The organism is Dyadobacter sp. CECT 9275 (assembly GCF_907164905.1).
In the GTDB taxonomy this organism is placed as follows: domain Bacteria; phylum Bacteroidota; class Bacteroidia; order Cytophagales; family Spirosomataceae; genus Dyadobacter; species Dyadobacter helix.
In genome coordinates this window covers 2,684,904-2,710,804 of the sequence record NZ_CAJRAF010000002.1, presented here as the reverse complement: position 1 = coordinate 2,710,804, position 25,901 = coordinate 2,684,904, and the positions used below count along the sequence as shown (strand labels likewise).

24 protein-coding genes and 1 tRNA gene are annotated in these 25,901 nt (G+C 45.4%); 9 read left to right on the top strand and 16 right to left on the bottom strand.

Going from position 1 to position 25,901, the window contains the following annotated elements; translation table 11 throughout:
* Positions 1-42: 42 nt before the first annotated feature.
* The 3 genes from rfaE2 to panD all read right to left on the bottom strand — a co-directional run bounded on the left by rfaE2 (position 43) and on the right by panD (position 2,044).
* Positions 43-531, bottom strand: a complete 489-nt coding sequence (rfaE2, locus tag KOE27_RS18915; RefSeq protein WP_215240374.1) for a D-glycero-beta-D-manno-heptose 1-phosphate adenylyltransferase — start codon at positions 529-531, stop codon at positions 43-45.
* Positions 532-640: 109 nt separating this feature from the next.
* The gene (locus tag KOE27_RS18910) at positions 641-1,657 is read right to left on the bottom strand and encodes a lysylphosphatidylglycerol synthase transmembrane domain-containing protein (RefSeq protein ID WP_215240373.1); all 1,017 of its coding nucleotides are present in this window, start codon (positions 1,655-1,657) and stop codon (positions 641-643) included.
* A gap of 39 nt (positions 1,658-1,696) precedes the next feature.
* Positions 1,697-2,044: an aspartate 1-decarboxylase gene (gene panD / locus KOE27_RS18905; RefSeq protein WP_215240372.1), complete on the bottom strand. Its 348-nt coding sequence runs from the start codon at positions 2,042-2,044 to the stop codon at positions 1,697-1,699.
* A 225-nt stretch (positions 2,045-2,269) separates the two neighbouring features.
* On the opposite strand from panD, the gene KOE27_RS18900 reads away from it, so the two are divergent.
* The gene (locus tag KOE27_RS18900) at positions 2,270-3,739 is read left to right on the top strand and encodes a Gfo/Idh/MocA family protein (RefSeq protein ID WP_215240371.1); all 1,470 of its coding nucleotides are present in this window, start codon (positions 2,270-2,272) and stop codon (positions 3,737-3,739) included.
* Positions 3,740-3,782: 43 nt separating this feature from the next.
* Here KOE27_RS18900 and panC read toward each other — a convergent pair whose 3' ends face one another.
* The gene (panC, locus tag KOE27_RS18895) at positions 3,783-4,625 is read right to left on the bottom strand and encodes a pantoate--beta-alanine ligase (protein ID WP_215240370.1); all 843 of its coding nucleotides are present in this window, start codon (positions 4,623-4,625) and stop codon (positions 3,783-3,785) included.
* Positions 4,626-4,840: 215 nt separating this feature from the next.
* On the opposite strand from panC, the gene KOE27_RS18890 reads away from it, so the two are divergent.
* The 4 genes from KOE27_RS18890 (at position 4,841) to KOE27_RS18875 (ending at position 9,216) form a co-directional block, all read left to right on the top strand.
* Entirely contained in the window at positions 4,841-5,647 is an 807-nt protein-coding gene (locus KOE27_RS18890; RefSeq protein WP_215240369.1) for a glycogen/starch synthase, read from the top strand.
* Positions 5,648-5,903: 256 nt separating this feature from the next.
* Positions 5,904-7,742 (top strand): glutamine--fructose-6-phosphate transaminase (isomerizing), encoded by a 1,839-nt coding sequence (gene glmS / locus KOE27_RS18885; RefSeq protein WP_215240368.1) that lies wholly within the window; start codon positions 5,904-5,906, stop codon positions 7,740-7,742.
* 99 nt (positions 7,743-7,841) lie between these two features.
* Positions 7,842-8,435, top strand: a complete 594-nt coding sequence (gene gldD / locus KOE27_RS18880; RefSeq protein WP_215240367.1) for a gliding motility lipoprotein GldD — start codon at positions 7,842-7,844, stop codon at positions 8,433-8,435.
* A gap of 73 nt (positions 8,436-8,508) precedes the next feature.
* Positions 8,509-9,216: a hypothetical protein gene (locus KOE27_RS18875; protein ID WP_215240366.1), complete on the top strand. Its 708-nt coding sequence runs from the start codon at positions 8,509-8,511 to the stop codon at positions 9,214-9,216.
* 15 nt (positions 9,217-9,231) lie between these two features.
* On the opposite strand, the gene KOE27_RS18870 is transcribed toward KOE27_RS18875, so the two are convergent.
* Both KOE27_RS18870 and KOE27_RS18865 read right to left on the bottom strand, forming a co-directional pair.
* Complete coding sequence (locus tag KOE27_RS18870; RefSeq protein WP_215240365.1) at positions 9,232-10,026, bottom strand: SDR family NAD(P)-dependent oxidoreductase; 795 nt, start codon at positions 10,024-10,026, stop codon at positions 9,232-9,234.
* A gap of 84 nt (positions 10,027-10,110) precedes the next feature.
* Positions 10,111-11,829, bottom strand: a complete 1,719-nt coding sequence (locus tag KOE27_RS18865; protein ID WP_215240364.1) for an IlvD/Edd family dehydratase — start codon at positions 11,827-11,829, stop codon at positions 10,111-10,113.
* Between the two features lie 219 nt (positions 11,830-12,048).
* Between KOE27_RS18865 and KOE27_RS18860 the strand changes: the two genes are divergently transcribed.
* Positions 12,049-13,194: a serine hydrolase gene (locus KOE27_RS18860; RefSeq protein ID WP_229252833.1), complete on the top strand. Its 1,146-nt coding sequence runs from the start codon at positions 12,049-12,051 to the stop codon at positions 13,192-13,194.
* An 11-nt stretch (positions 13,195-13,205) separates the two neighbouring features.
* Here the strand turns inward: KOE27_RS18860 and KOE27_RS18855 are convergent, their stop codons facing one another.
* Complete coding sequence (locus KOE27_RS18855) at positions 13,206-13,598, bottom strand: MerC domain-containing protein (RefSeq protein WP_215240362.1); 393 nt, start codon at positions 13,596-13,598, stop codon at positions 13,206-13,208.
* Positions 13,599-13,796: 198 nt separating this feature from the next.
* Between KOE27_RS18855 and KOE27_RS18850 the strand changes: the two genes are divergently transcribed.
* Positions 13,797-14,207 carry a Fur family transcriptional regulator gene (locus tag KOE27_RS18850; protein ID WP_215240361.1) on the top strand — a complete coding sequence of 137 codons (411 nt, stop codon included), beginning with the start codon at positions 13,797-13,799 and terminating at the stop codon, positions 14,205-14,207.
* Between the two features lie 46 nt (positions 14,208-14,253).
* Here the strand turns inward: KOE27_RS18850 and KOE27_RS18845 are convergent, their stop codons facing one another.
* On the bottom strand, positions 14,254-14,808 hold the full coding sequence (locus tag KOE27_RS18845; RefSeq protein ID WP_215240360.1) for a hypothetical protein: 555 nt from the start codon (positions 14,806-14,808) through the stop codon (positions 14,254-14,256).
* A 39-nt stretch (positions 14,809-14,847) separates the two neighbouring features.
* Positions 14,848-17,232: a TonB-dependent receptor gene (locus tag KOE27_RS18840; RefSeq protein ID WP_215240359.1), complete on the bottom strand. Its 2,385-nt coding sequence runs from the start codon at positions 17,230-17,232 to the stop codon at positions 14,848-14,850.
* A gap of 211 nt (positions 17,233-17,443) precedes the next feature.
* On the opposite strand from KOE27_RS18840, the gene KOE27_RS18835 reads away from it, so the two are divergent.
* On the top strand, positions 17,444-18,172 hold the full coding sequence (locus KOE27_RS18835) for a hypothetical protein (RefSeq protein ID WP_215240358.1): 729 nt from the start codon (positions 17,444-17,446) through the stop codon (positions 18,170-18,172).
* A 28-nt stretch (positions 18,173-18,200) separates the two neighbouring features.
* On the opposite strand, the gene KOE27_RS18830 is transcribed toward KOE27_RS18835, so the two are convergent.
* The 5 genes from KOE27_RS18830 to KOE27_RS18810 all read right to left on the bottom strand — a co-directional run bounded on the left by KOE27_RS18830 (position 18,201) and on the right by KOE27_RS18810 (position 23,506).
* On the bottom strand, positions 18,201-19,262 hold the full coding sequence (locus tag KOE27_RS18830) for a 6-bladed beta-propeller (RefSeq protein WP_215240357.1): 1,062 nt from the start codon (positions 19,260-19,262) through the stop codon (positions 18,201-18,203).
* Between the two features lie 64 nt (positions 19,263-19,326).
* Positions 19,327-20,289 carry a 1-phosphofructokinase family hexose kinase gene (locus tag KOE27_RS18825; protein ID WP_215241678.1) on the bottom strand — a complete coding sequence of 321 codons (963 nt, stop codon included), beginning with the start codon at positions 20,287-20,289 and terminating at the stop codon, positions 19,327-19,329.
* A 143-nt stretch (positions 20,290-20,432) separates the two neighbouring features.
* On the bottom strand, positions 20,433-21,191 hold the full coding sequence (locus tag KOE27_RS18820; protein WP_215240356.1) for an SDR family NAD(P)-dependent oxidoreductase: 759 nt from the start codon (positions 21,189-21,191) through the stop codon (positions 20,433-20,435).
* 112 nt (positions 21,192-21,303) lie between these two features.
* The gene (clpX, locus tag KOE27_RS18815; protein ID WP_215240355.1) at positions 21,304-22,548 is read right to left on the bottom strand and encodes an ATP-dependent Clp protease ATP-binding subunit ClpX; all 1,245 of its coding nucleotides are present in this window, start codon (positions 22,546-22,548) and stop codon (positions 21,304-21,306) included.
* Positions 22,549-22,831: 283 nt separating this feature from the next.
* Positions 22,832-23,506 carry a ClpP family protease gene (locus KOE27_RS18810; RefSeq protein WP_215240354.1) on the bottom strand — a complete coding sequence of 225 codons (675 nt, stop codon included), beginning with the start codon at positions 23,504-23,506 and terminating at the stop codon, positions 22,832-22,834.
* A 249-nt stretch (positions 23,507-23,755) separates the two neighbouring features.
* On the opposite strand from KOE27_RS18810, the gene KOE27_RS18805 reads away from it, so the two are divergent.
* Positions 23,756-24,133 carry a helix-turn-helix transcriptional regulator gene (locus tag KOE27_RS18805; RefSeq protein ID WP_215240353.1) on the top strand — a complete coding sequence of 126 codons (378 nt, stop codon included), beginning with the start codon at positions 23,756-23,758 and terminating at the stop codon, positions 24,131-24,133.
* A gap of 59 nt (positions 24,134-24,192) precedes the next feature.
* On the opposite strand, the gene tig is transcribed toward KOE27_RS18805, so the two are convergent.
* Both tig and KOE27_RS18795 read right to left on the bottom strand, forming a co-directional pair.
* On the bottom strand, positions 24,193-25,530 hold the full coding sequence (gene tig, locus KOE27_RS18800; RefSeq protein WP_215240352.1) for a trigger factor: 1,338 nt from the start codon (positions 25,528-25,530) through the stop codon (positions 24,193-24,195).
* A gap of 162 nt (positions 25,531-25,692) precedes the next feature.
* Positions 25,693-25,774, bottom strand: a tRNA-Leu gene (locus tag KOE27_RS18795).
* Between the last annotated feature and the right edge of the window lie 127 nt (positions 25,775-25,901).

Sequence of the window (25,901 nt, the reverse complement as noted above, 5' to 3'; positions counted from 1 at the left end):
AAGGTAGGGATATCAGGTGCATATTCAAAATGCTGCACTGAATCAATAGCCTTGTTTGATCTTTTCTATCAGAGCGGATGTTGAATAACCCTTTACAAGTGCTATTGTTTTCACCTCTCCTCCACGAGACAATACAAAATCTGCACCAGCTATATTTTCAACTGTATAATCGTCACCTTTTACCAAAATGTCAGGTTTTACGGCTTCAATCAACTGACTTGGCGTGGGTTCGTCGAACAAAATGACAGCATCAATAAAAGATAATGCAGACATCAGGCGTGCCCTTGCGTATTCGTTCACGACAGGTCTCAAAGGCCCTTTCAGCCTGCTTACCGAAGAATCCGTGTTCAGGCCAAGGATCATGCGGTCTCCCAAAGCCCTTGCTTTTTCAAGGTAATCGATATGGCCCAGGTGAACGATATCGAAGCAGCCGTTGGTGAAAACCACTTTCTGTCCAGCACTTTGCCATGCTGCCACGGTTTCAATAGCCTCTTCAAGTTTTAAAATCTTACTTTCTGTAGGATTGCTCATTGTGTATTTAATAGGATTAAAGGAAAAAATCAATCTGTTATATAATACTTCAATGATCCTTCCTTAGACTATACTTATAGATGGATAAGGTCGAAAATTATCAGGATGTTCAGGCCAGTTGAGGGGCCTTTTCAGGCTGCTTTGTGCCCCGCACCAGCACATATAAAAACGCAAGCGCTCCGATCACCAGCATGAAAAGCATTTGTGCGCCATGGATGAATGTTGCAAGGGTAATACCGTCCTGTTGAGATAAGCCGTACAGTATCATGACATTTCCCACCAGCAGATGATATGCGCCAATGCCTCCTTGTGTCGGGGCAGTCATACCAATAGCGCCAACCACCAGGAGAGTAAGTCCAGCCAGTGGCCCAAGCCCTGCCGTTTCGGGAATACAAAAGAAAAGCACATAAGATACCAGGTAATACAAAATCCATATCAGAACGGTGCTCAGGATAAAGAGCCCGGGGTTTTTAAGTTTTCTGATGCTGAGGAGCCCCTCCAGCATGCCTTTGGCAAATTCAATGATTTTAGCCATCAGCTTATTTTGCATCAGTTTTTCCTGAAAAGATTTGTTTCTGAACAAAAAGACAAGGGCGATGATACCAGCAATAAAAACGCCCGCCAAGATCAGCAGCAACGCTCCGCTCCCTTCGCTGTTACCTATTTTGCTTTGAAAGAAATCAGTAAAAAAAGTACTGAGTCTGTCGAACTCCAGAATGAAGTTGAGGCCGATCAGTATCAGCAGGATCAGCACATCAAAAATCCGTTCCGCCACTACCGTTCCGAAACTGAGGTTAACGGGTACCTTCTCCAGCCGATACAGTGTGCCGCATCTGGTAACCTCTCCCATTCGGGGAACAATGTAATTGGCAAAGTATCCGGTAAGTACTGAAATGGAGCTGTCGAACAATTTTGGGCTATACCCAAGCGGCTCCATTAACATCCCCCAGCGCCAGGCACGGGTAACATGTGCACCGAGCAGAAACAAACAGGAGAGGGCGATCCACCGCCAGTCGGCCTGTACGAACCTCGCAAGCATGTCGGATAAATTAATATCCTTAAAAACAAACCAGATAAGGCCTCCTGCTAGGCCCAGAGAAATAATGTAACGGAGTATACTTTTCATGGACTTAATGAATCTCGCTTTTGGACGGCAGTAAATGAGCTATACCAGGCGGTTGTTATGGTCGGGGAAAACAACCATAGGTTTAAATGACTTCGCTTCTTCCTGAGACATGGTTCCATAGGCAATGATAATAATGATATCACCTATCTGCACCCGTCGGGCTGCGGCACCGTTCAGGCATATCATACCCGTGCCGCGTTCGCCTTTAATGACGTAGGTGACAAAGCGTTCTCCATTATTATTGTTAACAATATGGACTTGCTCGTTTTCAATTAGCCCGGCTGCATCCATCAGGTCTTCATCAATGGTGATGCTTCCAACGTAGTTGAGCTCGGCCTGAGTCACCTTAACCCGGTGAATCTTAGACTTCATGAGTGTTATTTGCATTACTCAGTGATACGTGTTGAGAATAAATTGGGTTAGATTATTTCTCTCAAAGTTACAGTAATAATCATCTCCCTTCAAAACATTGGTTCTATTCATCCGGTTCCCTTTGTGTTTATTACAATAATTTTGGTTAAAAATCGTCCTGCAGGGCAGAGTAAAGTATGATTCACGCGTCAAATGCTTTTAGGAAAGGATCATTCAGTTTAATATTAATTTAAAATCCAAATGAGTACAGACAACAAGCCACAAGATGTTACCCGTCGCGATTTTTTGCAAAAGAGCTCTGCCGCTGCCCTTGGCAGTTTTTTCATAGTACCCCGCCATGTACTGGGAAAAGGGTTTCGTGCACCGAGTGATAAGTTGAATATCGCCGGTGTTGGGATTGGCGGCAAAGGTTTTTCGGATATCAGCAATGCCTGGAATAATGGTGCAGAAAATGTAGTGGCACTTTGCGATGTAGACTGGAACCTTGGAAAAAGGTGCTTTGATAAATTCCCGACTGCTAAGAAGTACAAGGATTTCAGGAAGATGCTGGAAGAAATGGACAAGGACATTGATGCTGTAACCATTTCGACACCGGACCATACCCACGCGGTTATTGCGATGGCTGCTATGAGAGCGGGGAAGGATGTGTATGTGCAAAAACCGATGACGCATAATATCCATGAAGCAAGGACGCTGACCGAAGCAGCGCGACAATATAAAAGGGTTTCTCAAATGGGCAACCAGGGAGCTTCCAACCCCGGCCAGCAGCAGATGATCGAATGGTTTAAAAAGGGACTTATCGGTACTGTAAGGCAGGTAGAAGTATGGACCAACCGCCCGGTATGGCCACAGGGAATTCCAGTTCCGACTAATAAAGTAGCGGTACCGGATTATCTGGACTGGGATCTGTATGTAGGACCTGCGGAATGGGTGGATTATACACCGGCATATCATCCGTTTAAATGGCACGGCTGGTGGAATTTTGGGACAGGTGCACTTGGAGATATGGGTTGCCACCTGATCGACTCTCCTTTCCGTGTTCTCGAACTGGGATATCCTACTGCGGTAGAATGCAGTATCGGCTCGGTATTTTTGAAAGACTGGACACCTGAATATATTCCCGAGGGTTGTCCGCCATCTTCCCGCGTGGAAATCAAATTCCCGGCGTCGAAGGTAAATAAATCTGAAATAAAGATGACCTGGCATGACGGAGGCTTGAGGCCTTTTCACCCGGATCTTATTCCTGCAAATGATGCGCTGGGTGAGCCAGACAGCAGCAATGGCGCCATGCTCATTGGCGACAAAGGGGTAATGACCTGTGCTACTTATGGCAAGGATCCGAAGGTGTACCTCAAAAGCGGTGAAAAACTGGAAATGCCCAAAGATGCGTATAAAACCAAGTACACTTCAATGCCAGAATTCGGGCATCAGGTAGCCTGGACAGATGCTTGTAAAGCGGGCTTTGGAAGCAAAGAACACAAGGCGCTGACCTCTTCCTTTGATTACTCCGGCCCGCTTACCGAAACCGTTATCATGGGTAACCTCGCTATACGCAGTTATACTTACCGGACTGCCAATTCAGACGGAAAAGGATTCAGCTATCCCGGACGTAAACAACTGTTATGGGATGGGAAAAATATGAAGATCACCAATTTTGAAGAGGCCAATCAGTTTGTGAAACGCAAGTACCGCGGAGACTGGAAGCTTTAATTCTATTATTTCTGTAACGGGCGAAAGGTCCGTTACAGAAGTTTTAAAAAACGACGTTGTCGATCAGCCTTACTTCTCCCAGATAGATAGCGATACACAACGCCGTTTTATTTTTTTTGTCAACCGTCTTGATGGTTTGCAGAGATACTGCGTCAGACACCTCAAAGTAATCGAGGTGAAAATCGGGGAATCCTGCAAAGAAGTCGGCCACGTTCCTGCTCACCTCCTCAGTTGAAATTCCTTCTTGCAATTGTTCCTTTGCACGATTTAATGCTTCGTAAATTTTCGGGGCAAGGTGGCGTTGCTTTTCGTTCAGCCTCCGGTTGCGGGATGACATTGCCAGGCCATCGGTTTCCCTAACTGTAGGGCACACCACCAGTTGGACAGGAAACGCCAGATCGGTGACCAACTGACGGATGACCGAGACCTGCTGCAAGTCTTTCTGTCCAAAATAAGCATGATCAGGCTGTGCAATATGAAATAGCCGGGCAACAACAATTCCAACGCCGCTAAAGTGTCCCGGGCGCGATTTTCCTTCCATCACGGTTTCCACAGGGCCAAAGTTGAATGTAGTCTTTGGGGTGGAGGGGTACATTTCAGTGACCGACGGGACGAAGGCGGCAGAACAGCCCGCCTGTTCCAGTATTTTAAGGTCGGCTTCCTCGGTTCTGGGATATTTGGCCAGATCGTCCGGGTTATTGAACTGTACCGGATTTACAAAAATACTGCATACCACGATGTCATTTTCCGAAACCGCAGTTTGGATTAGGGATACATGGCCTTCGTGTAAGGCGCCCATGGTAGGTACCAGACCAATCGAATGATGAAGAGCACGTTGTGACTGTAGATAAGAGCGAAGACTTACAACTGAAGTAAAAACTTCCATGCGTATAAAATGAAGGTACTGACTGATATCCGGGCCTTAATCGTAATTCAATTCCAAAAGCCGGGAATCGGGTTGGGGCCGGTTGATAGGAAATTATTGGGCAATAGCTTTCCAAACTGTGCGCAATATCATAATTAGTTTGGAATATCTTTTGAAAATGCGATTTTTTTTGTATAATTTTGCAAAACTTTTTTTCACAAACTGCTAAAGATCTAATGGAGAAACTACGAATTTTATATGTAGCCAGTGAAATCAATCCCTTTCTTCAAACCACAGACGTTGCCGATTACGTAAGAAAGTTACCCCAGGCGATGCAAGAACGAGGAGCAGAAATCAGAATATTAGTACCTCGTTTTGGTCTTATTAATGAGCGCAAGAACCGGCTTCATGAAGTAGTTAGACTCTCAGGAATCAATATTACCGTTGGCGACGAGGAAAAGCCTTTGATCATCAAGGTGGCTTCTATCCCAAACGCCAAATTGCAGGTTTATTTTATAGACAATGACGACTATTTTCATCGTAAGTCGGTATTCTTTGATAAGGAGAATAATTTTTATGATGACAATGATGAACGAGCCATTTTCTTCTGTAAAGGGGTGCTGGAGACGGTAAAGAAACTGGGCTGGGCGCCTGACGTAGTGCATTGTAACGACTGGATGACTGCGTTAATCCCGCTTTATTTGAAAACAACGTATCGGAATGATCCGATGTTCAAGGATACGAAAAGTGTATTCACCGTTCATAATAATGCTTTTGACTTTAAATTTGATGCAGACCTTCAGAGTAAGGCCAAAGCGATGGATGTAAGTGATGAGGCGTTGGCTCATTTGCATTCTGCAGATTTTGAAGGATTTGTTAAAATCGGATGTGCCTATGCGGATGCGGTCTTGAAAGCAGAGGAAAACTGTGGCGATTCCCTGAATCAGATTTTTAATGAAGCTCCTAAAAGAGTACAGCTGGATGAACAGGACGAAAAATTCTCTGAATCATACTACAATCTGTACACCGACCTGATGAGCTAATCATACTAGCTGACTTGTTGTAATGGCGTTCATTCCTCCGGGGTGGACGCCATTGCTGTTTTAGAGCCCCCCTTGGCCTCCTCTTACAGGGAGTTGATTTTTTTAATTTTTTTTAATAATCCAATGTGCTCGAACACTGTGAAGGAATTGGATAATTTTTAGTGGCTGCCCGATTTTTTGCTTTGTTATCAACGACTTATTCCTATTTCTTTGCATTCATATTATACATACACTTTAATAAAACTCAACCAAGATTATGTGTGGAATTGTAGCTTATGTGGGTACCAGGCAGGCTTATCCTTTCATTATAAAGGGCCTGAAACGTTTGGAATATCGGGGGTATGACAGCTCCGGCGTGGCGCTGATCGAGAATTCTGAATTGAATATTTACAAGAAGAAAGGGAAGGTATCCGATCTGGAAGGAATTTTGGCCGGGAAAGAATTGAAAGCAAATATTGGTATCGGACATACCCGTTGGGCAACCCATGGTGAACCCAATGACCGGAACGCGCATCCGCATTATTCCAACAGTAAAAAACTGGCCATTATCCACAATGGAATTATTGAGAATTATGCCACGCTGAAACAAAATCTGCTGAATAAGGGGCATGTATTTCAAAGTGATACCGATACCGAGATACTGATTCACTTTATTGAAGATATTCAAAAGGAAACAGGAGAGCCACTGGAAGCCGCTGTGCGCATCGCTTTAAAGGAGATTGTGGGCGCGTATGCCATAGTGGTGTTGTCTGTTGAGAATCCCACGCAGCTCATTGCTGCACGAAAGGGGAGTCCGCTGGTGATTGGTATCGGGGAGAATGAGTTTTTCTTTGCATCCGATGCAACGCCCATTATTGAGTATACTAAAGATGTGGTATACCTGGATGACTACGAGGTGGCTGTGGTACGTGACGGGAAACTGACCATTCAGAATCTGGACAATCTTGAAACGGTTCCGTATATCCAGAAGCTGGAAATGGAACTGGAGGCTATTGAAAAAGGAGGTTATGATCATTTTATGATCAAGGAAATATTTGAACAGCCCCGTTCTATTGCGGACAGTATGCGGGGGCGGCTGAGAGCAGAGGATGCACATTTGCAGCTGGGCGGGCTTGAAGCTTACCTGGATAAACTGGCAGAAACGGAACGGATCGTGATTGTAGCCTGCGGCACCTCCTGGCACGCAGGATTGGTGGCGGAGTACCTTTTTGAGGAACTGGCCCGTATTAATGTTGAAGTGGAATATGCATCAGAATTTCGCTACCGTAATCCGGTAATAGGTGAAAACGATATTGTAATTGCCATTTCGCAGTCGGGTGAGACCGCGGATACGCTGGCGGCAATTGAGCTGGCCAAATCTAAAGGTGCCATTATTTTTGGTGTATGCAATGTAGTAGGTTCCTCCATTGCACGAGCTACACACGCTGGTGCATATACCCACGCCGGACCGGAGATAGGAGTGGCCAGCACCAAGGCATTTACAGCTCAGGTGACGGTTCTCACCTTAATGGCCATTGCCACAGCCAGGCGTAAAGGTGCCATCCAGGAGGAAACTTATGGTCATTTGCTGACGGAGCTGGAATGTATCCCTTCCAAAGTGACGCAGGTTTTTGAAAATGCCACAAGGATTAAGGAAATTGCTTTTATTTTTACCTATGCCCGTAATTTTATATACCTGGGACGAGGCCTGAATTTCCCTGTGGCGCTGGAAGGCGCTCTTAAGCTGAAAGAAATTTCTTATATCCATGCGGAAGGATACCCTGCTGCCGAGATGAAGCATGGCCCCATTGCCCTGATTGATGAGGATATGCCGGTTGTATTTCTTGCGACAAAAGATAGTTCCTATGAAAAGATCGTATCCAACATACAAGAAGTAAAAGCGCGGAAGGGAAGGGTGATCGCTATTATTACCGAAGGAGATACGCTGATTCCGCCAATGGTAGATTTTGTGATCGAAGTACCCGCCACCCATGAGATATTGACTCCTCTGCTGTCGGTTATTCCGTTGCAGCTGTTATCCTATTACGTTGCGGTGATGCGGGGGCGGAATGTTGATCAGCCCAGAAATCTGGCCAAGTCGGTTACGGTGGAATAGATTTATAAAAGCGGGCCCCAGGTGCTGATGTATTAAAATCAGGGTTCAATAAAATCATTTGGTTTTCGTTAGTTTTGCGAATTACCCGAAGGAGATGACATGAAATTCTGTTTACGTACTTTTTTACCCATTCTTTCTTTTTGTTTTCTCATTTCCTGCTCGCGCACTAAAGAGGGGAACTATGTTCCGAAACCCAAAGGATATAACCGGATTGACCTGCCAGTACATTTGTATAGACCGTTAAAGGAAAATCATCCCTATTATTTTGAAGTGTCAAGGTATGCGCAGGTATTGCCGGATACCTTCGCGTCTGCCGGAAGGGACTGGATATTTATTCATTACCCGGCCTTTCAGGCAAATATTCAGCTTACCTACAAGCCTTTGAACGGCAACCAGAGATTTTTACAGGAGTATATCAACGATTCATACAAGCTTGCGGGAAAACACCAGATCAGGGCATCGTCCATTCAAGAGCAAAAGGTTTTGTCGAAGTCGGGCAGGACAGCCATTTTGTTTAAGATAGAGGGAGATGTTCCAAGTCCTTACCAGTTTTATACCACCGATAGTACCAGGCACTTCATTCGGGGAGCCATTTATTTTCCAACAGCCATTAAAAACGATTCGCTGGCGCCGGTCATTGAATATGTCCGGGAGGATATGGTCCGGTTACTGAATACACTGAAGTGGAGATAAAAAATATTTTCGGTCTTGTAGAGATTTGGAGAAGGACGTATCTTTGAGCTCTCGCATCACAACTCACGATATCATGGCAAGAAAACAACCCAAGAATCAGCTTCCTCTCGATTTTTCAGTCCGCGGTAATCGAATTGTATTACATTTGGGGCAAGTAGAAAGTCAGAAATTGGCGGATGATTTGTTTGAGGGGTTGATCAATGGAGATTGGATCATTGAACCTGCCGGCGAAGTTGCCGATATCTCTTACGCGCAGGATATTGTCCATCAGATCGGGCATAAGCTGCCTTACCCTGATGGAATTAAAATTGCACAGTTACATCACGTTTCCGACGATTTTAAAGGGTTTTCCGCTATCTACAAGCAGAAAGGCTGGGTGTTTGTGAATGCGGCCTCCGAAATTAATGAACGGAATTATCATATCCATCTGCTGACGGTTTCGCTCGGGTTGAGCTCTTCTTATTCCAATGCAGACTCTCTTGCCGGAAGGGCAGAGCAACTGGTGTTTGAAGCCCTGCTCCCTTACGATGACGTTGAAAGTTTTTTCAGAAGCGATATTTCTAAGATACCCGGCTTCCTGGCTTCTGATATAGCCGGTTTTTTCAAGGTACCGTTCCCGATGGTACTGAAAAGAGCTCTCCAGTTCAAAATTATTACGGACGAACAATACCGGAACTTTATGACTGTAAAGCCCGGTAGTTCCTCTAAACCGAGGGAGCTTTTTATTACCCAGGACGGCAACCTGGACGACCTGGAAGCCAGGCTATTTGCCGAGGACTGAGTGATTCGCCAATCCCTAAGATTTTACATTCATATTACTCAGGTCGGGAAGAGGACTTACGGAAGTCCAGCCTCCGTCTACAATCAGGCTTTGTCCGGTAATATGCCCCGAGAGTGGTGATAATAAAAATAACGCAGCATTGGCAATATCCTCACAGATCGCGGGCCTGCCCATGGGAGTAATAGCGGCCCATGTTTTGGGGTAGGTGGGATCTTCGGCCAGCGTACGTTCCGTAAGCGTGGCACCGGGTGCAACCGTATTAATGGTAATGCCAAAGGGCGAAAGTTCAATGACCAGATTTTTGGCCAGCATCTCCAGGCCCGCTTTTGTCATGGCATAAGCACCCAAAAACTGATGCGCCTGATGTCCCACAACTGATGACATCAACAGTATTCTTCCTCCCTGGTTTTGAAGACGCATTTGTCTGCTGGCAGCCTGGGTAAGCAAAAAGGAGCCTATCATGTTGACGTCCAGTACTTTTCTGAGGTTTTCAACAGGGTATTCAAAGAAATCTCCAAAAAGAGTGATACCCGCATTGGCCACCGCAATGGTTAACTTTCCGAAACATTTAACGGCCTCTTCTATCATACCATTGATCATGTCAGGGTCAGAGGCATCGCCCGAGAAGGCAATACAGTTACCATCGGCCTCCCGGATTTTTTTTGCAGCCTCCTGCGCCAGTTCGTTGTCAAAATCGTTGAGTATCACCCCGGCACCTTTCATTGCCAACTGCCGTGCGATCTCAAATCCTATTCCCTGGCCCGCTCCGGTTACAATAGCAACCTGGTCTTTAAATATTGGGGTATTCATAATGATGTAATCAGTGGATATTGGTATAACGGATTGACATTGTTCGGTTAAAAAACAATGCCAATCCGTTATATGTGATAAATGTTAATGAGAATCCCGGGTGACTTTATCGCCCGATCCGCCCCGAAGAAAGTCCAGATCAGCACCCTGATGTGCCTGCATTACATGTCTGACGTGCAGGTTTACATAGCCCCTGTTATATCCAAGGTCCAGCGGCACATATTCGGCGCGGCGTCGTTCCAGCTCTTCTTCGGTTACTTCCAGGTTAAGGCTTCTTTTCTCAACATTAAGTTCGATGATATCACCGTCTCTTACCAGAGCCAGGTTACCGCCCACGGCTGCTTCGGGAGACACATGAAGAACCACGGTGCCAAAGCCGGTTCCGCTCATTCTTCCGTCCGAGATTCGCACCATGTCGATCACACCTTTGGCCAGTAATTTCTTAGGTAATGACATATTTCCTACTTCCGGCATGCCCGGATAACCTTTGGGGCCTACGTTTTTAAGTACCAGAATGGAGTCTTCGTCCACGTCCAGCTCAGGATCATCCAGCCGGGCTTTGTAGTCGTCAATATCTTCAAACACAACGGCCCGGCCGCGGTGCTGCATAAGTTCAGGTTTTAGGGAAGCCGAAGGTTTGATAACTGCTCCGTTGATACACAAATTGCCCTTTACAACGGCCAGGCCGGTCAGATCTTTTATAGGTTCTGCCAGAGTTGCTATTACTTCCGGGTCGAAGCATTCTGCTGTTTTGGCATTTTCGCCGATGGTTTTCCCATTGGCGGTGATTGCGTCGGCATGCAGCAGGCTCAGCATTTCCTTCATCACAACGGGGAGGCCGCCAGCATAGTAGAAATCTTCCATGAAGTATCCGCCCGATGGCTGCAGGTTCAGCAGGAGCGGGATTTTTTCGCAGAGTTGATTGAAATGATCCAGTGAGAGATCCACGCCTATGCGGCCTGCTATGGCCAGCAGGTGAATGACGAAGTTGGTTGAGCCGCCAATTGCTGCGTTGAGCATTATTGCGTTTTCGAAGGCCTCTTTGGTCAGGATTTTGGACAGACGGAGATCTTCTTTGACCATCTGGACAATCCTGCGTCCGGATAAATGCGCGATCACTTTTCGCCTCGAATCCGCCGCTGGTATTGCTGCATTTTCGGGTAAAGTTAATCCCAGCGATTCTACCATGCAGGCCATGGTGGAAGCTGTACCCATTACGGCGCAATGGCCGTTACTCCGGCACATACAGGCTTCCGCATCCGATAATTCTTCCTGAGAAATTTCACCCTTCCGGTGCATTTCGCTGAACCGCCAGATATCACTTGTTCCGATATTCTTTCCTCGGTACTTTCCTGTCAGCATTGGTCCGCCTGAAACGACGATCGTTGGAATATTAACGCTTGCCGCACCCATTACGAGGGATGGCGTGGTTTTATCACATCCACAAAGTAATACTACACCGTCTATAGGATTGGCACGGATGGACTCTTCCACATCCATGCTGGCCAGGTTGCGGTACAACATGGCGGTGGGTTTAATCAGGGTCTCTCCGAGTGACATTACCGGGAACTCCACCGGAAAGCCGCCAGCTTCCCATACACCGCGTTTTACAGAAGCCGCCAGCTCCCGGAAATGGCCGTTACAAGGTGTGAGTTCCGAAAAGGTATTACATATACCAATGACGGGTCTGCCGTCAAACTCATCTGAGGGATATCCCTGGTTTTTCATCCAGGCCCGGTAGATGAATCCGTCCTTACCTGATTTGCCGAACCAGCCCCGGCTGCGTAATTTATTTTCTTCCATTTTCGCCGTTTTATATTTATATTCAGTAAAGGAGGTAAACAGTAAAATATAATTCCGGCAGGTCTTTAAAAATAAATTATCGTAAATTCGTTTCGTATCACTTCCGGTTTTTCCATGATTTTGCCAAAGCCAATAAAATTACTTTTCTTCCTTTTTCTCCTGATCTCTCATTTGCCATCTACGGCTCAGTTCCTGTCCGACAACTTGATTGAGAGACTAATGAAAAAGCATCCGGAAAGATTTGCTGAGATTCTTAAAGATGCGGATAAGTACCATATACAGGTTTTATATACGCGGATTGACCGTAACAAAAAAAATGAACCGCATTTCAGTACCTTTAAATTTGGCATAAACACCACCGATTACTTTTATCCAGCAAGTACTGTAAAGCTTCCGGCGGTGGCCCTTGCCCTTGAAAAACTTAACAAACTGGGGATAGATAAAAATACGCCCATGCTCACCGGTGCTGACAGGCCAGGGCAAACAGCCGTCGTTGCTGATTCAACCGCCGAAAATGGCTTACCCTCTGTTGCGCACTACGCGCGGAAAATTTTGCTTGCCAGTGATAACGATGCTTTTAACAGGCTGTATGAATTTATTGGTCAGGAGGCATTTAATGATTCTTTACATGCGAAAGGGTACTCCGGCGTCCGGATCACCCACCGGCTTAATTCACCATTGGAGCCCGAAGAAAACAGGTACACGAACCCTGTTCGGTTTGAAAAAGATGGAAAAGTGATTTTTGAACAGCCCGGCCGGTATGCTTCCAAAACCTATTGGGCACCGGAACCGATATTAAAGGGTAAAGGGTATCTTAAAAACGGAACATTCATTGAAGAGCCGTTTGATTTTTCAAAAAAGAATTATTTCGCGCTCGAAGAGCAACATAAACTGCTAAAGGCGCTGTTTTTCCCGGAATCGGTTCCGGCAAAGCAACGCTTCCATCTGAAACCGGACGATTATACTTTTTTATATCAGTATATGTCTCAGTTTCCGGTCGAGACAAGTTTTCCGGTCAGTTATACGGATGATTATTATGATGGGTTCTGCAAATTTCTGCTTTTCGGAGCGACTAAAACCCGACTACCCCGCCACATCCGTCTGTTCAACAAGTCCGGAGAGGCGTATGGTTACCTGCTCGACAATGCCTACATTGCTGATTTTGAAAAAGGGATTGAATTTATGCTCAGCGCCGTTATTTACTGCAATGAGGATCAGATATTCAATGACGACAAATATGATTACGCTACCATTGGACTACCTTTTATGGCGAATCTGGGTAAAACAATATTTGAATATGAGTTAAGTCGGAATCATTCCAACAGGCCTGACCTGGGCAGGTTTGAGGTGGAGTATGACAAATAAATTAAACTTCCTCAGAATTTAAACCTGAAACGCGGAGCGATCTGGCAAATATAAAGATTGATAAGGTGCCCGGTTATCAGAAGACCGGAACCGATGTAACCCAGCCAGGTGAAAACAGGGGACTGGTTTTCAAAGAGGATTGAAACTGAAAACAATACAAGGGCACCCCATAAAAGCAGTCGTAATGCGAACAACTTATGCTCGCGGGTGGCATAGTACACCGCAATGCCATTGATGATGATAAATACCAGGTCAAGGGAAAGCAGGCCCGCCTCATGCCGGTGAAGGTGTCCGAAGGAAGAACCTAAAGTCACGGCAGGCATCAGCAGGCAGTGGATAATGCATAATACAGATCCGAAAATTCCTACGTAGTCAGCTTTGTTATGTGAGTGTGGTGCTTTCATCCTAGATACAATCATGTTGCAAAAATAGATTCTTATTCGTTAAAGTGCAACAGAGTTGCAAGTTTTTTGTTTCATTACAGGAGTGAAATATGAAATCTTGTTTTAAATAATTGCTTTTTTAGCAGGGGAGAACTTAACTTTGGAACGAAAGGTTGTGATAGTAACGAACACTCTATAACCTGATTAAATACCGAAAGAATGGATCATTTGAGAGAAACGCTGAAAGTACATCATTTAAGAACTACGACATGCAGGGAAGATGTGCTCTCAACTTTTATGGACAGGAAAAATGCACTTTCGCATGGAGATCTGGAAGGGGCGTTAGGGGAAAATTATGATCGCGTAACCATATACCGTACGCTTAAAACATTCCTTGAAAAAGGCATTATACATAAGGTCCTGGACGATGAGGGGCTGAGATATGCACTCTGTTCGCATCAGTGTTCGGAGGAGCAGCATCAGCATGATCATATCCATTTTAAATGCAGTGTATGTGGACAGACAAATTGTCTGGAGAATTTACATATACCTTCGGTACAGCTTCCTGGTGGTTACAAGGCCCAAAGTTTTAATCTGCTGATTCAGGGTACCTGTCCCAATTGTAACTGATTATGCATGAACCCAGGCGGGCCTGGGCTCTTACATAAAGAAGATTTTACTTCACTTTTAGAATAAAGTCCAGTCGTGCATCATCACTTCCAGGCGACGGTGTACCGTTTTTTACACCTGGCTGGTGGCGCAGTTGTACGGTAAGTTTCCCCTCTCCAGGTGTTCCGGTTTTTGCTGTTCCCGTTAGCCCGATCGGAAAGTTGTTCACATCCTTATCTCCGTAGGTATAGGTAAGCAAAGCGGCAGGATTAGAAGTGAAAACGATCAAGTGTTCGTCCGACTCCTTTTTTATTTCTTCCGTTGTATTCTCTGCGGGCGTTTTGCTCTCATCCAGAAATTCAACATCAAGTTTATAACTGACATCGGCTTTCAGGGCAATGGTATCAAAGCGGGACGCGGGATTGCCTCCGTCGCCGTCCAGATCCTTAAATTGAAAAGTTAGCGCATTTGAAGTGCCGGATTCGGTAAATGTCAGCTTTACGGTTGTGATCAGTTCATTTTCGTCATCGGGTTTTAGTTCTTCGCCCGAATCTTTGCATTGTGCAAACAGTGTAACAATTCCAATAAGGAATATCCATACCAAGGTTTTGTTTCTTTTCATAAGTTGTTCATTATTAAATTAGCGGATAAACTTTTGATATCATGAGCCGAATTTCCATCTCACACGAAGGGAAATTTGTCGTCCCATATCATTTGCGTAGTATCTGAAACGGTTCATGTAATCTCTGTAAGAAATATTAAATAAATTTTGAACCGAAAGACTTAATTCCAGATCCCTCGCTTCCGAGAAAGGGATGGATCCTCCGGCTTGCAGATTCCATAAAGAATAGGCTGGAGGTGGTGCCAGAAAATCACTGTTTGGTGGTACTCTTTTTTGGCGGGCTACCCACAGATTACCAGCCGACAGAAATATTTTCCTCCACTTACCTTCAAGCGGAAGCTCATATTTGAGCTGGTTGTCCCAGCGGTTGGGAGGTATCATGACCAGGTAACTGTCATTTTTGTTATCATATACCCGCAGATAGGTGATTTTACTGGTAAGGGTCAGATTTTTAATGAACTGCCAGTTAGCGCTTGCATCAATTCCTTTAAAAATGGCGTTGGTCTGGGTATATTTAAAATAGGGAAAAGCACCGCGAATGGTCAGGATAGGTTCTGGCTGAGGCTGGAGATAGATGTAATCCGCGATATAATTGATATATCCTCCCAGTTCAACCGTCAGCTTGTCATAACTATATTTGATACTGGCCATAGAATTAAAGGCCTTTTCAGGCTTTAGAGTGGCGTCTCCTTTTTCGTAAGCTGCTGCACCGTGGTGAACGCCATCGCTGTACAGTTCGCTTACATTGGGAGCGCGCCAGGCGGTTCCCAAGTTGAGGCTGGCCGACAATTTGCTGGAGAAATTGTAGGACGCTCCAAGGGTACCTGAAAGATTATCAAAGTTAAATTCATTACTGACTTTTTCTTTACTTACGATTCGGTGGGTGATCAAATGGCGGTAATCATAACGCAGGCCGCCTTCAAGTTCCCATTTATCCTTTACGAATCTCTCTATCAGAAATACGCCGATATTGAACTGGTTAAAATTGGGAATAAGTGGCCTGCCGCTCATCAGGTTATATTGATATAACGTGCTTAGACCCAATTGCCCTGACAGTTTTCCGGCAATCGGTTTGTGGTCCCAGATGATATCGTTGGTCAGGGTATTGAGCTTAAATGATAGTTCCGGATGATTGAGGGCTGCTATGGAATCATTCCTAGGGCGGTGCAGGTCATACTCGGCACGGTTGTTCAACTGGTTGGCAATGGTCCATTGAATTCTGTTGCCGTCGTTAAAATGGTAATGAGCCTCCGCTTTGGCCAGCTGGTGGGTAACATCCTGATAAGGACGCCCGATATCATAGCTAAATCCTGACTTAACAAAGGGCTCGCCGTTTTTGATAACATTCAGCAGGTCGGTTACACTTCCGATATGAGAACCGGAGAAAATACCGATTTCGGTATCGAAGAGGCTGTAAAAAATATCCAGACCAAACCCCTTTTTCCTGTATCCCGCGCTCAGTGAAAAATTCTTTTCGCTGGTACCTGTGTTGTCCAGAAAATAACCGGGTGTTCTGATATTCCCTGAGCGTTTAATGGTTCCCTGAGCGCGCCAGCCGAATCCCGTAAACCCCTTTATTCCGCCCTGGAGCGTTCCAGAAACAACACCCTGACGCCCGTTTGTCTGGCCTACCAGGTTAATTTCACCACTCAGCGGCTTATTGACCGGGAGCTCTTCCATATCCACCAATATCACCCCACCTATCGCATCAGAACCGTATCTGACTCCCGCGGCACCTTTAACGACCGAAAGCCGAGTGGCAACAAAAGGGTCTATTTCAGGGGCGTGTTCTGAACCCCATTGCTGGCCTTCCTGCCTCACCCCGTTGTTCATGATCAGGACTCGGTTGCTATGCAGGCCATGAATGATGGGCTTGGCAATAGAGGAGCCCGTTTGTAAGACATTTACTCCCGTAAGTCCCTTCATGCTTTCGGCGAGTGTCTGCCCGCGGGTTTGAAAAAGTTCTGTGCCTGAGATAACAGTCAGCGGTTGAGAAGAGGGAGTGTCCGTCCGGTGTGCGGTGATTTCTATATCTTTCAGATGGATTTCCTGCTCCTGCAACAGAAAATTTTCCTCGTGGCCCTCCGTCAGGTCAATGACTTGCCGGAAGGGAGCATAGCCAATGATCCGGCATTCGAGCGTATAATGTCCGGGGCATAAATTGGTGATCTGATATTTTCCCTGGCTGTCGGTACTGACCGCTGTATTTTGTTCCAGAATTAAAATGGTTGCACCAACTAGCGACTGCCCGGTGTGCTGGTCCCTTACGACGCCCTTCACAAAACATCCACATACCGGGACCTGGGCGTAGCCCTTTGAAACAGTAAACAGCCCGATCAGAATAATGACTATACTCTCTGAAACTCCTTTACGTAATGTATACCCGGGTTTAGCAGAAGCAGTATGCAGGATAGGAGGAATCATTAATGATAAAGTGGACTTTTAAGATAGCTGAATGCTATTGCTGTAAAATGTTACAACGTTGCAAATATAAAACAATTGCAACTCTGTTGCAATTTAAGCTGTGAAGTATTTTATATTTTTAACTTCATCTTAGGCCTATTACTTTATTTTTGCTAAAATTTTTCATAACCCATACGGCGTGTCTCCTCTTTTGCTTGTTAAAATTCTACTGATGCCGCCTTTAATAGCGGGAGTTACACTTGCAATGCGGAAATGGGGGGAGGGATTTGGAGGCTGGATTGGAGGATTTCCTTGGGTAGCAGGCCCCATTTCTTTTTTTATGGCCTTAGAGAATGGCCCGGATTTTATTTCATCCACTACTCCCTCTGCTTTGCTGGGCTCTATCGGGACGTTTTTCTTTGCACTTATTTACAGTGTTGCCTCTGCATACCTTTCCTGGCTGCCAACCGTACTCATCAGCTTTGCAGCTTACTTTGTGGTTGCACTGCTTTCCCTGGAACAAAGCGTATCGGTTCCGGTAGCGCTGGGTCTGGATGTTTTGGTATTAACAGGGATACTGTACGTATTTCCAAAGCCTAAAAAGAAGGCGGGTTTTAAGAAGCAGCCGGTTTATGATATCCCGCTCCGAATGTTTGTAGCAACTTTGTTTGTGGTGGTATTGACGCAGGCGGCAGATTTCCTGGGTCCTACATGGAGTGGTATTCTTACCCCCTTTCCGGTAATGACCTCGACACTTGCGGTTTTTACGCATGCGCAGCAGGGTTCGGATGCAGCGGCAAGGGTATTATATGGTTTATTGCTGACAGGCTACGGGTTTGTTTCGTTTCTTACCGGGGTGAGTTGGCTCATTCCGCACTTTCCTATCGGAGTGGTATATGGTATACTTGTTATAACCACGATTCTTATAAATGGCATCACCCTCAGGCTGATACGTAACTAGCATCGTGCCCGAGGGTGTGGTCAGTGCCTTATACTCTTTCCAGTTTTACAGGATAGGTTTTCTTGGCGTTCCATTGGCAGACATATATGTTTTTATCCTGATCAATACATACGTCATGGCAATGCATAAATATGGGTTTTTCCTGTACCATTACCAGCAGTTTGCCATTGTGATATTCCGGCTTGGTTCCACCGGGATTGGAAATGACCTTATTGTTTTTATCAAGAATGGTAACGAACCCGGAATTTGGTGTTTGGTTCATATAACGCAAGCGCGACCAGCATACACCGGCATATAAATTGTCACCATCCAAAACGGGACGGCATACAAACGCTCCAGGGAGGAATATGGTACTTAGGTATTTTCCGTCCAGTGTAAATCTTTTGAAGGAGTTGTGCACTCTGGAAGTAACAAGAAGGGTAGGATTGGCTTTGTCTCTGTAATCAACAGCAATACCATGGGCAGTGGAGAATTGAGAATCTCCGTCACCAGCTCCTCCGAATTTATCAATATATTCTCCTTTTGGGGTATACCTTAATATCCACTGCGATCCGTAGCCATCAGCGATGTATATGGTGCCGTCAGGGCCAATGGCGGTCTCGGTAGGTTTGAAAGGATCCGTCTCTTTATAAGCTCCTACCTTGGAAGGGTGCTCAATGGTCAGAAGAATTTTTCCTTTCAGATCAGTTTTGAAAACTTTGCCTGTATTGGGATCACAGATAAACAAAAACTCTTCGCCGTTGGCGTTCCAGAGTGTCAGACCGTGCCCGCCTGGAAATTCATGGCCCCAGGAATCCAGCAATTTACCTGATCGGTCATAAATGAGGATATTATTTTTGACCTCGTCACCCACCATGATCAGCCTTCCTTTGCTGTCCTGTACCATTTCATGGCAATTGTTGATAGGGAATTTGGACGAATCCAGGTTCCCCCAGCCCTGATGTACCTTGTAGCGGTGCGATCCATGGCCGATGATTTCTCCATCTGCTTTGGGCTGTGCTTTTACAATATTAAAGGGTTTGAATATCAATGCGGCTGCACCAACGGAGGTTATCTTGGCAAAATCGCGGCGGGAATGTTTGCTTTCCATAGAAAAGATTTTTGTAATAAAAGGCCGGCGTACCAGTTTCATACTAATCCTGCCGGACGGATTTTTACATAGTTGCGGAATATCTTTTGCTGTACCTATTAAGCCAGTCCATCAGCTTGCTTACATCCTGCATTTTGAAAAGTTCACTGCCTGCATTCATGGTGGCGGCCGAGCCGCAGGCAACCCCCATTCTCACGGCCTCCCTTAATGATTTTCCCTGAGACAGTGTCCAGATTATCCCGGCAACCATACTGTCTCCGGCTCCAACCGTACTGACGGGCTGAACCGGCGGAGCAGGAATATGTTCCACCTGATCCTCCGTTACCAGAATGGCGCCCATGGCACCCATTGAAACGACAACAATCTCGCATTGTCCGCGGATGATCAGGGCGCGGGCGGCGTCGTCTACTTCATCCATTTCCAGTTTATCAACTCCCACCAGCTGGCTCAGTTCTGTAATGTTCGGTTTCAAAAGAAAAAGTCCTGATTCACTCGCCGAGCGAAGCGACTCACCCGAGCCGTCCACAATGAAACGAGCCCCCTGTTTATGGGCGATCTGGGCCACTTTACTATAAAAATCAATAGGGACACCTGGTGGTAAACTGCCGCTGGCGATGATGTAGGAAGGTTTGGGGTCCAGTTCTTCAAGGGTTTCGATAATGGCCCTGACCTCGGTTGGCATCATTTCTGTGCCTGGCATGCCGAAACGGTACTGAAAACCTGTACTCGTTTCCAGAATATGGAAATTTTCGCGGGTCCACTGCTTGGTTTCGATCACCATGGTCTCCACACCTTCATTTTTGACCAGCTTATGAAGCCGCTGGCCGGTGGGGCCTCCGATGGTGAAAATAGCGATAGGGTTGCCTCCGAGCCTGTGGATCGCTTTTGCCACATTTATCCCTCCTCCTCCGGCTTCGAATGTAGGTTTGTCACAGCGTAGTTTATTCTCCGGGACAATGCGGTCAACGTTTGAGCTTTTATCCAGGGCAGGATTGATGGTGAGCGTTACAATAGGACCGGTAGCCATAAATCTAAATTTGTTCAATGAGTTAATATCACCGTGACTTGCACGAATTTACGCGAATTAACAAAAAAACTATTGATGTAACTCAGATTTCTGTTTTCCGGCCGGTAAATGAAAACCGGACAGTTGTAAGCAAAAGCGCGTTTTCATTGCCAGCCTCCATCCACTGACAATATCTGACCGGTGGTAAACCTGGAATAGTCGGACATGAAGTATACTGCGGCGCCATCGGCGTCTGAGCTGAGTCCAAACCTTCCGCCATCCAGTACCTGCTTGCCGAACACGAATTTCTCGACGTATTCATCCTGATAAATAGTATTATTGAGTATCCCGGGGGCGATCACGTTCACACGTATATTCTTAGAAGCATAGGTTGCCGCTATAGATTTAGAGAAGCCGATAACAGCCGATTTTGCTGTTGAATAGGCATGATCCTCAAAAGGAGCCGAGGAAGGTGCAATTCCCAGTACTGAGCTCATATTAAGAATCGTTCCGCCTTTATTCATGCCTGTAAAAGCTTGTACAGCCGCCTGATTGGACAGCATCAGAGAAGTGAGGTTCAGGTCCAGCGTTTTATTCCAGCCTTCGAGTGTCAAGGTATGCAGCGGCCCATCGCCGTATTTTTTTCCGTTGCCCCCGGCCACATGGTACAGTCCGTCAAAACTTCCAAACTCCCGGATGCAAAGCTGTATGGCAGCCAGAGAGGTATGAGGATGCGTGGCGTCGCCCTGTTTGGCGCGTGCGCTGCTTCCCAGCTCCAGTTCGGCAACAAGGCAATTCTCAGGATTGCGACCTACCACTACCACATTTGCTCCGTTTTTAACAAATGCTTTTGCCGCCGAAAATCCCAGTCCCGTCGTTCCGCCAATGATCACAATGGATTTATGTGACAGCCAATTTTCCATAATTCTTGGTTTTTTTATGCAAAATAGAATTATTTGAATAGAAAATAAAAAAGCTCCGCGGTACGAAAGTACTGGCGGAGCTTTTTTATGATAAATTCGGGATTGTAATCAGCTAAGCAACAGAACGTAAAAGAGACATGGACGATTTCTCAAATTTCTCCTTGGCGTAGTTGAGCGACAGTGAAAATTCCTTAATATCTTTTTGTGACGGCAAGTCGAACATCGCATCCGTCATGATGGATTCACAGATTGACCGCAATCCACGGGCGCCCAGTTTGTATAACATTGCCTGGTCCACAATGAAGTCAAGAACCTCTTCTTCAAAATGTAAAGTAATTCCTTCCATTGCAAAAAGTTTCCGGTACTGTTTTACCAGCGCATTCTTAGGCTCGGTCAGAATTCTTCTCAACGTTTCCCGATCCAGCGGGTTCAGGTGAGTAAGTACTGGCAAACGGCCAATGAGCTCGGGAATTAATCCGAAAGATTTCAGATCCTGTGCCGTTACATAACGCATCAGATTGCCTTTGTCGAATATCTCAATGATCCGGTTGTCGCCTGAAAATCCGATCGGACGGGTATTGATCCGTTTTCCGATGTGGCGTTCAATCCCGTCAAAAGCACCTCCACAAATGAAAAGGATGTTTTCGGTGTTCAGAGAGATCATTTTCTGGTCGGGATGTTTACGGCCTCCTTGCGGTGGTACGTTTACGATGGAGCCTTCCAGCAATTTCAGTAGAGCCTGCTGCACACCTTCACCGCTCACATCGCGTGTGATGGAAGGGTTATCGGATTTACGGGCGATTTTGTCAATCTCATCTATATAAACGATGCCTCTTTCCGCAGCTTCCACATTATAATCAGCGGCTTGCAAGAGCCGGGTGAGTATGGTTTCCACATCTTCTCCAACATATCCTGCCTCGGTTACCACAGTAGCGTCAGCCACACAAAAGGGTACCTGGAGAATACGGGCAATGGATTTGGCCAGGTAGGTTTTGCCGGTTCCGGTTTCGCCTACCATGATGATATTGCTTTTTTCAATGATCACATCATCATCTGTAGCGGGTTGATTAAGCCGCTTATAATGGTTGTAAACGGCCACGGCAAGTGAACGCTTCGCTTCGTCCTGTCCAATTACATATTGTTCAAGAAAGCGTTTGATTTCTGCCGGCGGAATGGATTTTAACTTGGGAAGCTTCGATTTCTTTTCCTTTTTTTCTTCTTTTGAACCAAGTTCTTCACCAATTACCTGATAACCCTGAGCAATGCAATGATTGCAGATATGCGCATCAATACCGGAAAGCAATAGTTCAACTTCATTTTTCTTTCGTCCGCAAAACGAACAACTTACTTGTGCCATTTGGTGACTTTTACGGTTACGGTTTTTAACCTTTTTTAAGTTGACTGATATACCTGATAGAAGTTTATGTCAGTCGCACTGGATACTGTTAACAAAAGGAACAGCAGTATTGTTTCAATCCAAGCTTACTAAAGTCCGAATGAAAAAAACCTTTATCCAATTTTTCTGCAAAGTTCCGTTTTTTTAGGCGGGTTACCAAACTTACTTGGAGCCGTTCACTAAAAATCACCGGCGGAAGTATTCAGCCGGTGATTTTGATAATAGATAATAAGTAGTCCTTGGCTTATTTGTCGCGTGTCAGTACCTCGTCGATCAAGCCGTATTCCTTGGCTTCGGTGGCGCGTAGCCATTTGTCACGATCGGAGTCAATTCCAATCTGTTCCGCGGTTTGTCCGGTATGATGGGCAAGGATTTCATACAGCTCGTGGCGAAGTTTTACAATTTCGCGGGTGGTGATCTCAATATCCACAGATGTTCCCTGGGCTCCTCCAGAAGGCTGGTGAATCATCACACGTGCATGCGGAAGAGCCGAACGCTTACCTGCTGCTCCTCCGGCCAAAAGCACTGCACCCATGGATGCTGCCAGACTGGTACATACGGTGGCAACATCCGGCCGCACATACTGCATGGTATCATAAATTCCTAACCCTGCATATACCGAACCGCCGGGGCTGTTGATGTACATCAGGATATCCTTTTTTGCATCAGCTGATTCGAGGAAAAGCAATTGGGCTACCACAATATTGGCAATGTTGTCGTCCACCGCAGTTCCCATAAAGATGATACGGTCGGCCATTAGGCGGGAGAAAACGTCTACTTCTCTGAAATTCATAGGGCGCTCTTCAATGACGGCGCGGGTCATGTTTTCAACGGTGTGGTTTACATAGCCGTCTACTGTAAGGCCGTTCATTCCCAAATGGTGAACGGCATATTTTCTAAACTCATTTCCGTAATTCATGAATAAACTTTAATTTAAATTGATCCGTATTAATAAGGGTAGCTGTCTGGTAGAACAAAAAGCAAGATATCTTAGTTTCTATTGAAAATTGCAGTATTGCTTACAAGACAAGCGCAAATTTGAATAATTCATTGAATAATCCTTGTTAGAAAGTGCGATAAATTATCGAAAAATGCGATCACAGTTTTTTTCTCTTTCTTTTATACTTGTAAGAAAGTTTCAGAATCGTTCATCAGAATACTACCGGATATGAATAACAACACGAATTTACCCGAGAAAATCCGTCAGGCGCGGCAAATAAAAGGCCTTTCCCAGGAAAATATGGCAGATATGCTGGGCTTGTCCACCACGGCATACGGAGATATTGAAAGAGGGCGGACGGAGCTGACGTTTTCCCGTATAGAAAGCATTGCCAGAATTCTGGATACCTCCTTGCCCGAAATGTTAGGTCTGGAGATCGTATCCTTGTCCGAAACAGAATGGCTGAGACAGGAAAATGCCCGGCTGACGGCGTTAAATCTCAGACTTTTCAACGAGCTGGAACAGTGGAAAAGCAAATTCAGGCAATGGTTTGGGCGCGAGCTTATCCATGAAGCAGGTGAGCGGCGGGAACGGATCGGCTTTTAATAAAAATACCGCCCGGAGGTTCCGGACGGTATTTTTAGTCATATTATGTACTGAAAGAATTACGCTCCTTTGGCGATGGCTTCAAACTCGCCCACTTCAATAGTCTGCTCGTCGGTGCTCACCTGGCTGCGGATAAAACCTATCACTTTCTCATCAAAAACCTGATTGAAAATGCTGGTGTAGTTATCACGTTCTTTGTCAGCAAGGTAGCCCTGTGCCACGCGGTCAATGGTTTCCTTCATATTTTCGTCGTCACCATAGATACCAAATTGTCCGCGAACCATTTCCCGGGTAAATTCCAGAATTTCAGGATACTCGACCTTGATGCTTTCTGCGTCAGCAATTTTATTTTTGATAAGGCTCAGCTTCAGTGATTTCTGAAAATCGTTGAACTGCTCATCAATTTGTTCACGGGTAAATTTGCCTTCGTTGGTACGCTCCAGCCAGTCTTTAAGGAATTCTTCAGGTACTTCAATTGAAATAGCATCCAGTAACGCCTGTTCGATATCGCGTCTCAAAAGCGCTTCTGTTTCCCTTTCATAATTTCCCTTGATGATATCCAGCACCTTTTCGTTGAATTGCTCTTCGTTTTCAACTTGTCCGGGGCCCAGTACTTTATCAAAAAAATCCTGATTTACTTCGGCCGGTGCTGAACGCGTGATGTCGGAAACAACCAAAGAAAACTCACCTGAAAGCTCCGCTACATCCTCTTTTTTCTTTCCGGTTACGTGTGCAATAGCAGCTTCATCGGTGAAGGTGTTTTGTATATCAAAAGTGATGACGTCATCCTTTTTAATACCCACGAACTTCGAAAGAACTTCCTCTTTCACTTGTTTCGTAGGGATAGCAGATTTGGTTGTAAAGTCAGAAGACTCTTGTTTCAATTCACCAAAGATCATATCACCAGCCTCGCTCACTTCCGGATGAGTGCTCTCTGCAAATCGATCCTTCAGTCCATCAATGGTCTTGTTGAGTTCATTATCGTCAACATTAATCGTATAACGTTTTATCGCAGGAATCTCGCTCAAATTTACCTCAAAGTCAGTAGCGACGCCCAGGTCATAGGAAAACTCGAACTCGTCGGCTTTATCCCAGTCCACCAGTTCAGCTTTTTCACGGTCAGGGATAGGGTCTCCCACCACCTGAAGTTTGTTGTCTCTGATGTAACTGCTAACGGTTTTGCTCAGAATATTATTGACTTCATCTACCAGGATGCTTTTGCCATACATGCGCTGTATTACATGGGATGGCACTTTTCCAGGACGAAATCCTTTTAAATTCACACGTTTAGAATAATCCTTAATGGTTTTATCTACTTTGGGCTGATAATCCTCTTTGGTTAGCTTTACTTTCAGGGATGCTAACGTTGGCGAATTTTTCTCTAACAGAACTTCCATGCGATACTTATATGATATTTGTAAAAAGCCTAAATTTATTCAAACAAAAATGCCCTCAAAACTATGTCCTGAGGGCATTTGACGGGTTTTACGGAGCAGTTCATCTGGTAATTAACTTTTCAGATAGGAATCTGACGCCCCGTCATTCCCTTATTTTCCATGTACGGGCGGAGGGAATCGAACCCCCACGCCTTGCGGCACTAGATCCTAAGTCTAGCACGTCTACCAGTTCCGCCACGCCCGCATTTACCAACTTATTAACTGCGATTGTTAAATTGGGAGTGCAAAGGTATTTCTATTTTTTTAAAACATGCAAGTTTTTTTGAAAATTTTATGTTTTGGTAAAATAGTATTGAATAATGTCGTCAAAA

Bases quoted from the DNA above. Each gene is read 5' to 3' on its own strand.
- clpX (WP_215240355.1), bottom strand. From the start codon at position 22,548: ATGGCACAAGTAAGTTGTTCGTTTTGCGGACGAAAGAAAAATGAAGTT.
- KOE27_RS18805 (WP_215240353.1), top strand. From the start codon at position 23,756: ATGAATAACAACACGAATTTACCCGAGAAAATCCGTCAGGCGCGGCAA.
- KOE27_RS18845 (WP_215240360.1), bottom strand. From the start codon at position 14,808: ATGAAAAGAAACAAAACCTTGGTATGGATATTCCTTATTGGAATTGTT.
- KOE27_RS18875 (WP_215240366.1), top strand. From the start codon at position 8,509: ATGGCAAGAAAACAACCCAAGAATCAGCTTCCTCTCGATTTTTCAGTC.
- KOE27_RS18860 (WP_229252833.1), top strand. From the start codon at position 12,049: ATGAAAAAGCATCCGGAAAGATTTGCTGAGATTCTTAAAGATGCGGAT.
- KOE27_RS18830 (WP_215240357.1), bottom strand. From the start codon at position 19,262: ATGGAAAGCAAACATTCCCGCCGCGATTTTGCCAAGATAACCTCCGTT.
- KOE27_RS18820 (WP_215240356.1), bottom strand. From the start codon at position 21,191: ATGGAAAATTGGCTGTCACATAAATCCATTGTGATCATTGGCGGAACG.
- panC (WP_215240370.1), bottom strand. From the start codon at position 4,625: ATGGAAGTTTTTACTTCAGTTGTAAGTCTTCGCTCTTATCTACAGTCA.
- panD (WP_215240372.1), bottom strand. From the start codon at position 2,044: ATGCAAATAACACTCATGAAGTCTAAGATTCACCGGGTTAAGGTGACT.
- KOE27_RS18855 (WP_215240362.1), bottom strand. From the start codon at position 13,598: ATGAAAGCACCACACTCACATAACAAAGCTGACTACGTAGGAATTTTC.
- KOE27_RS18835 (WP_215240358.1), top strand. From the start codon at position 17,444: ATGCCGCCTTTAATAGCGGGAGTTACACTTGCAATGCGGAAATGGGGG.
- KOE27_RS18825 (WP_215241678.1), bottom strand. From the start codon at position 20,289: ATGGCTACCGGTCCTATTGTAACGCTCACCATCAATCCTGCCCTGGAT.
- KOE27_RS18865 (WP_215240364.1), bottom strand. From the start codon at position 11,829: ATGGAAGAAAATAAATTACGCAGCCGGGGCTGGTTCGGCAAATCAGGT.
- KOE27_RS18900 (WP_215240371.1), top strand. From the start codon at position 2,270: ATGAGTACAGACAACAAGCCACAAGATGTTACCCGTCGCGATTTTTTG.
- rfaE2 (WP_215240374.1), bottom strand. From the start codon at position 531: ATGAGCAATCCTACAGAAAGTAAGATTTTAAAACTTGAAGAGGCTATT.
- KOE27_RS18870 (WP_215240365.1), bottom strand. From the start codon at position 10,026: ATGAATACCCCAATATTTAAAGACCAGGTTGCTATTGTAACCGGAGCG.
- glmS (WP_215240368.1), top strand. From the start codon at position 5,904: ATGTGTGGAATTGTAGCTTATGTGGGTACCAGGCAGGCTTATCCTTTC.
- KOE27_RS18840 (WP_215240359.1), bottom strand. From the start codon at position 17,232: ATGATTCCTCCTATCCTGCATACTGCTTCTGCTAAACCCGGGTATACA.
- KOE27_RS18850 (WP_215240361.1), top strand. From the start codon at position 13,797: ATGGATCATTTGAGAGAAACGCTGAAAGTACATCATTTAAGAACTACG.
- gldD (WP_215240367.1), top strand. From the start codon at position 7,842: ATGAAATTCTGTTTACGTACTTTTTTACCCATTCTTTCTTTTTGTTTT.
- KOE27_RS18910 (WP_215240373.1), bottom strand. From the start codon at position 1,657: ATGAAAAGTATACTCCGTTACATTATTTCTCTGGGCCTAGCAGGAGGC.
- tig (WP_215240352.1), bottom strand. From the start codon at position 25,530: ATGGAAGTTCTGTTAGAGAAAAATTCGCCAACGTTAGCATCCCTGAAA.
- KOE27_RS18890 (WP_215240369.1), top strand. From the start codon at position 4,841: ATGGAGAAACTACGAATTTTATATGTAGCCAGTGAAATCAATCCCTTT.
- KOE27_RS18810 (WP_215240354.1), bottom strand. From the start codon at position 23,506: ATGAATTACGGAAATGAGTTTAGAAAATATGCCGTTCACCATTTGGGA.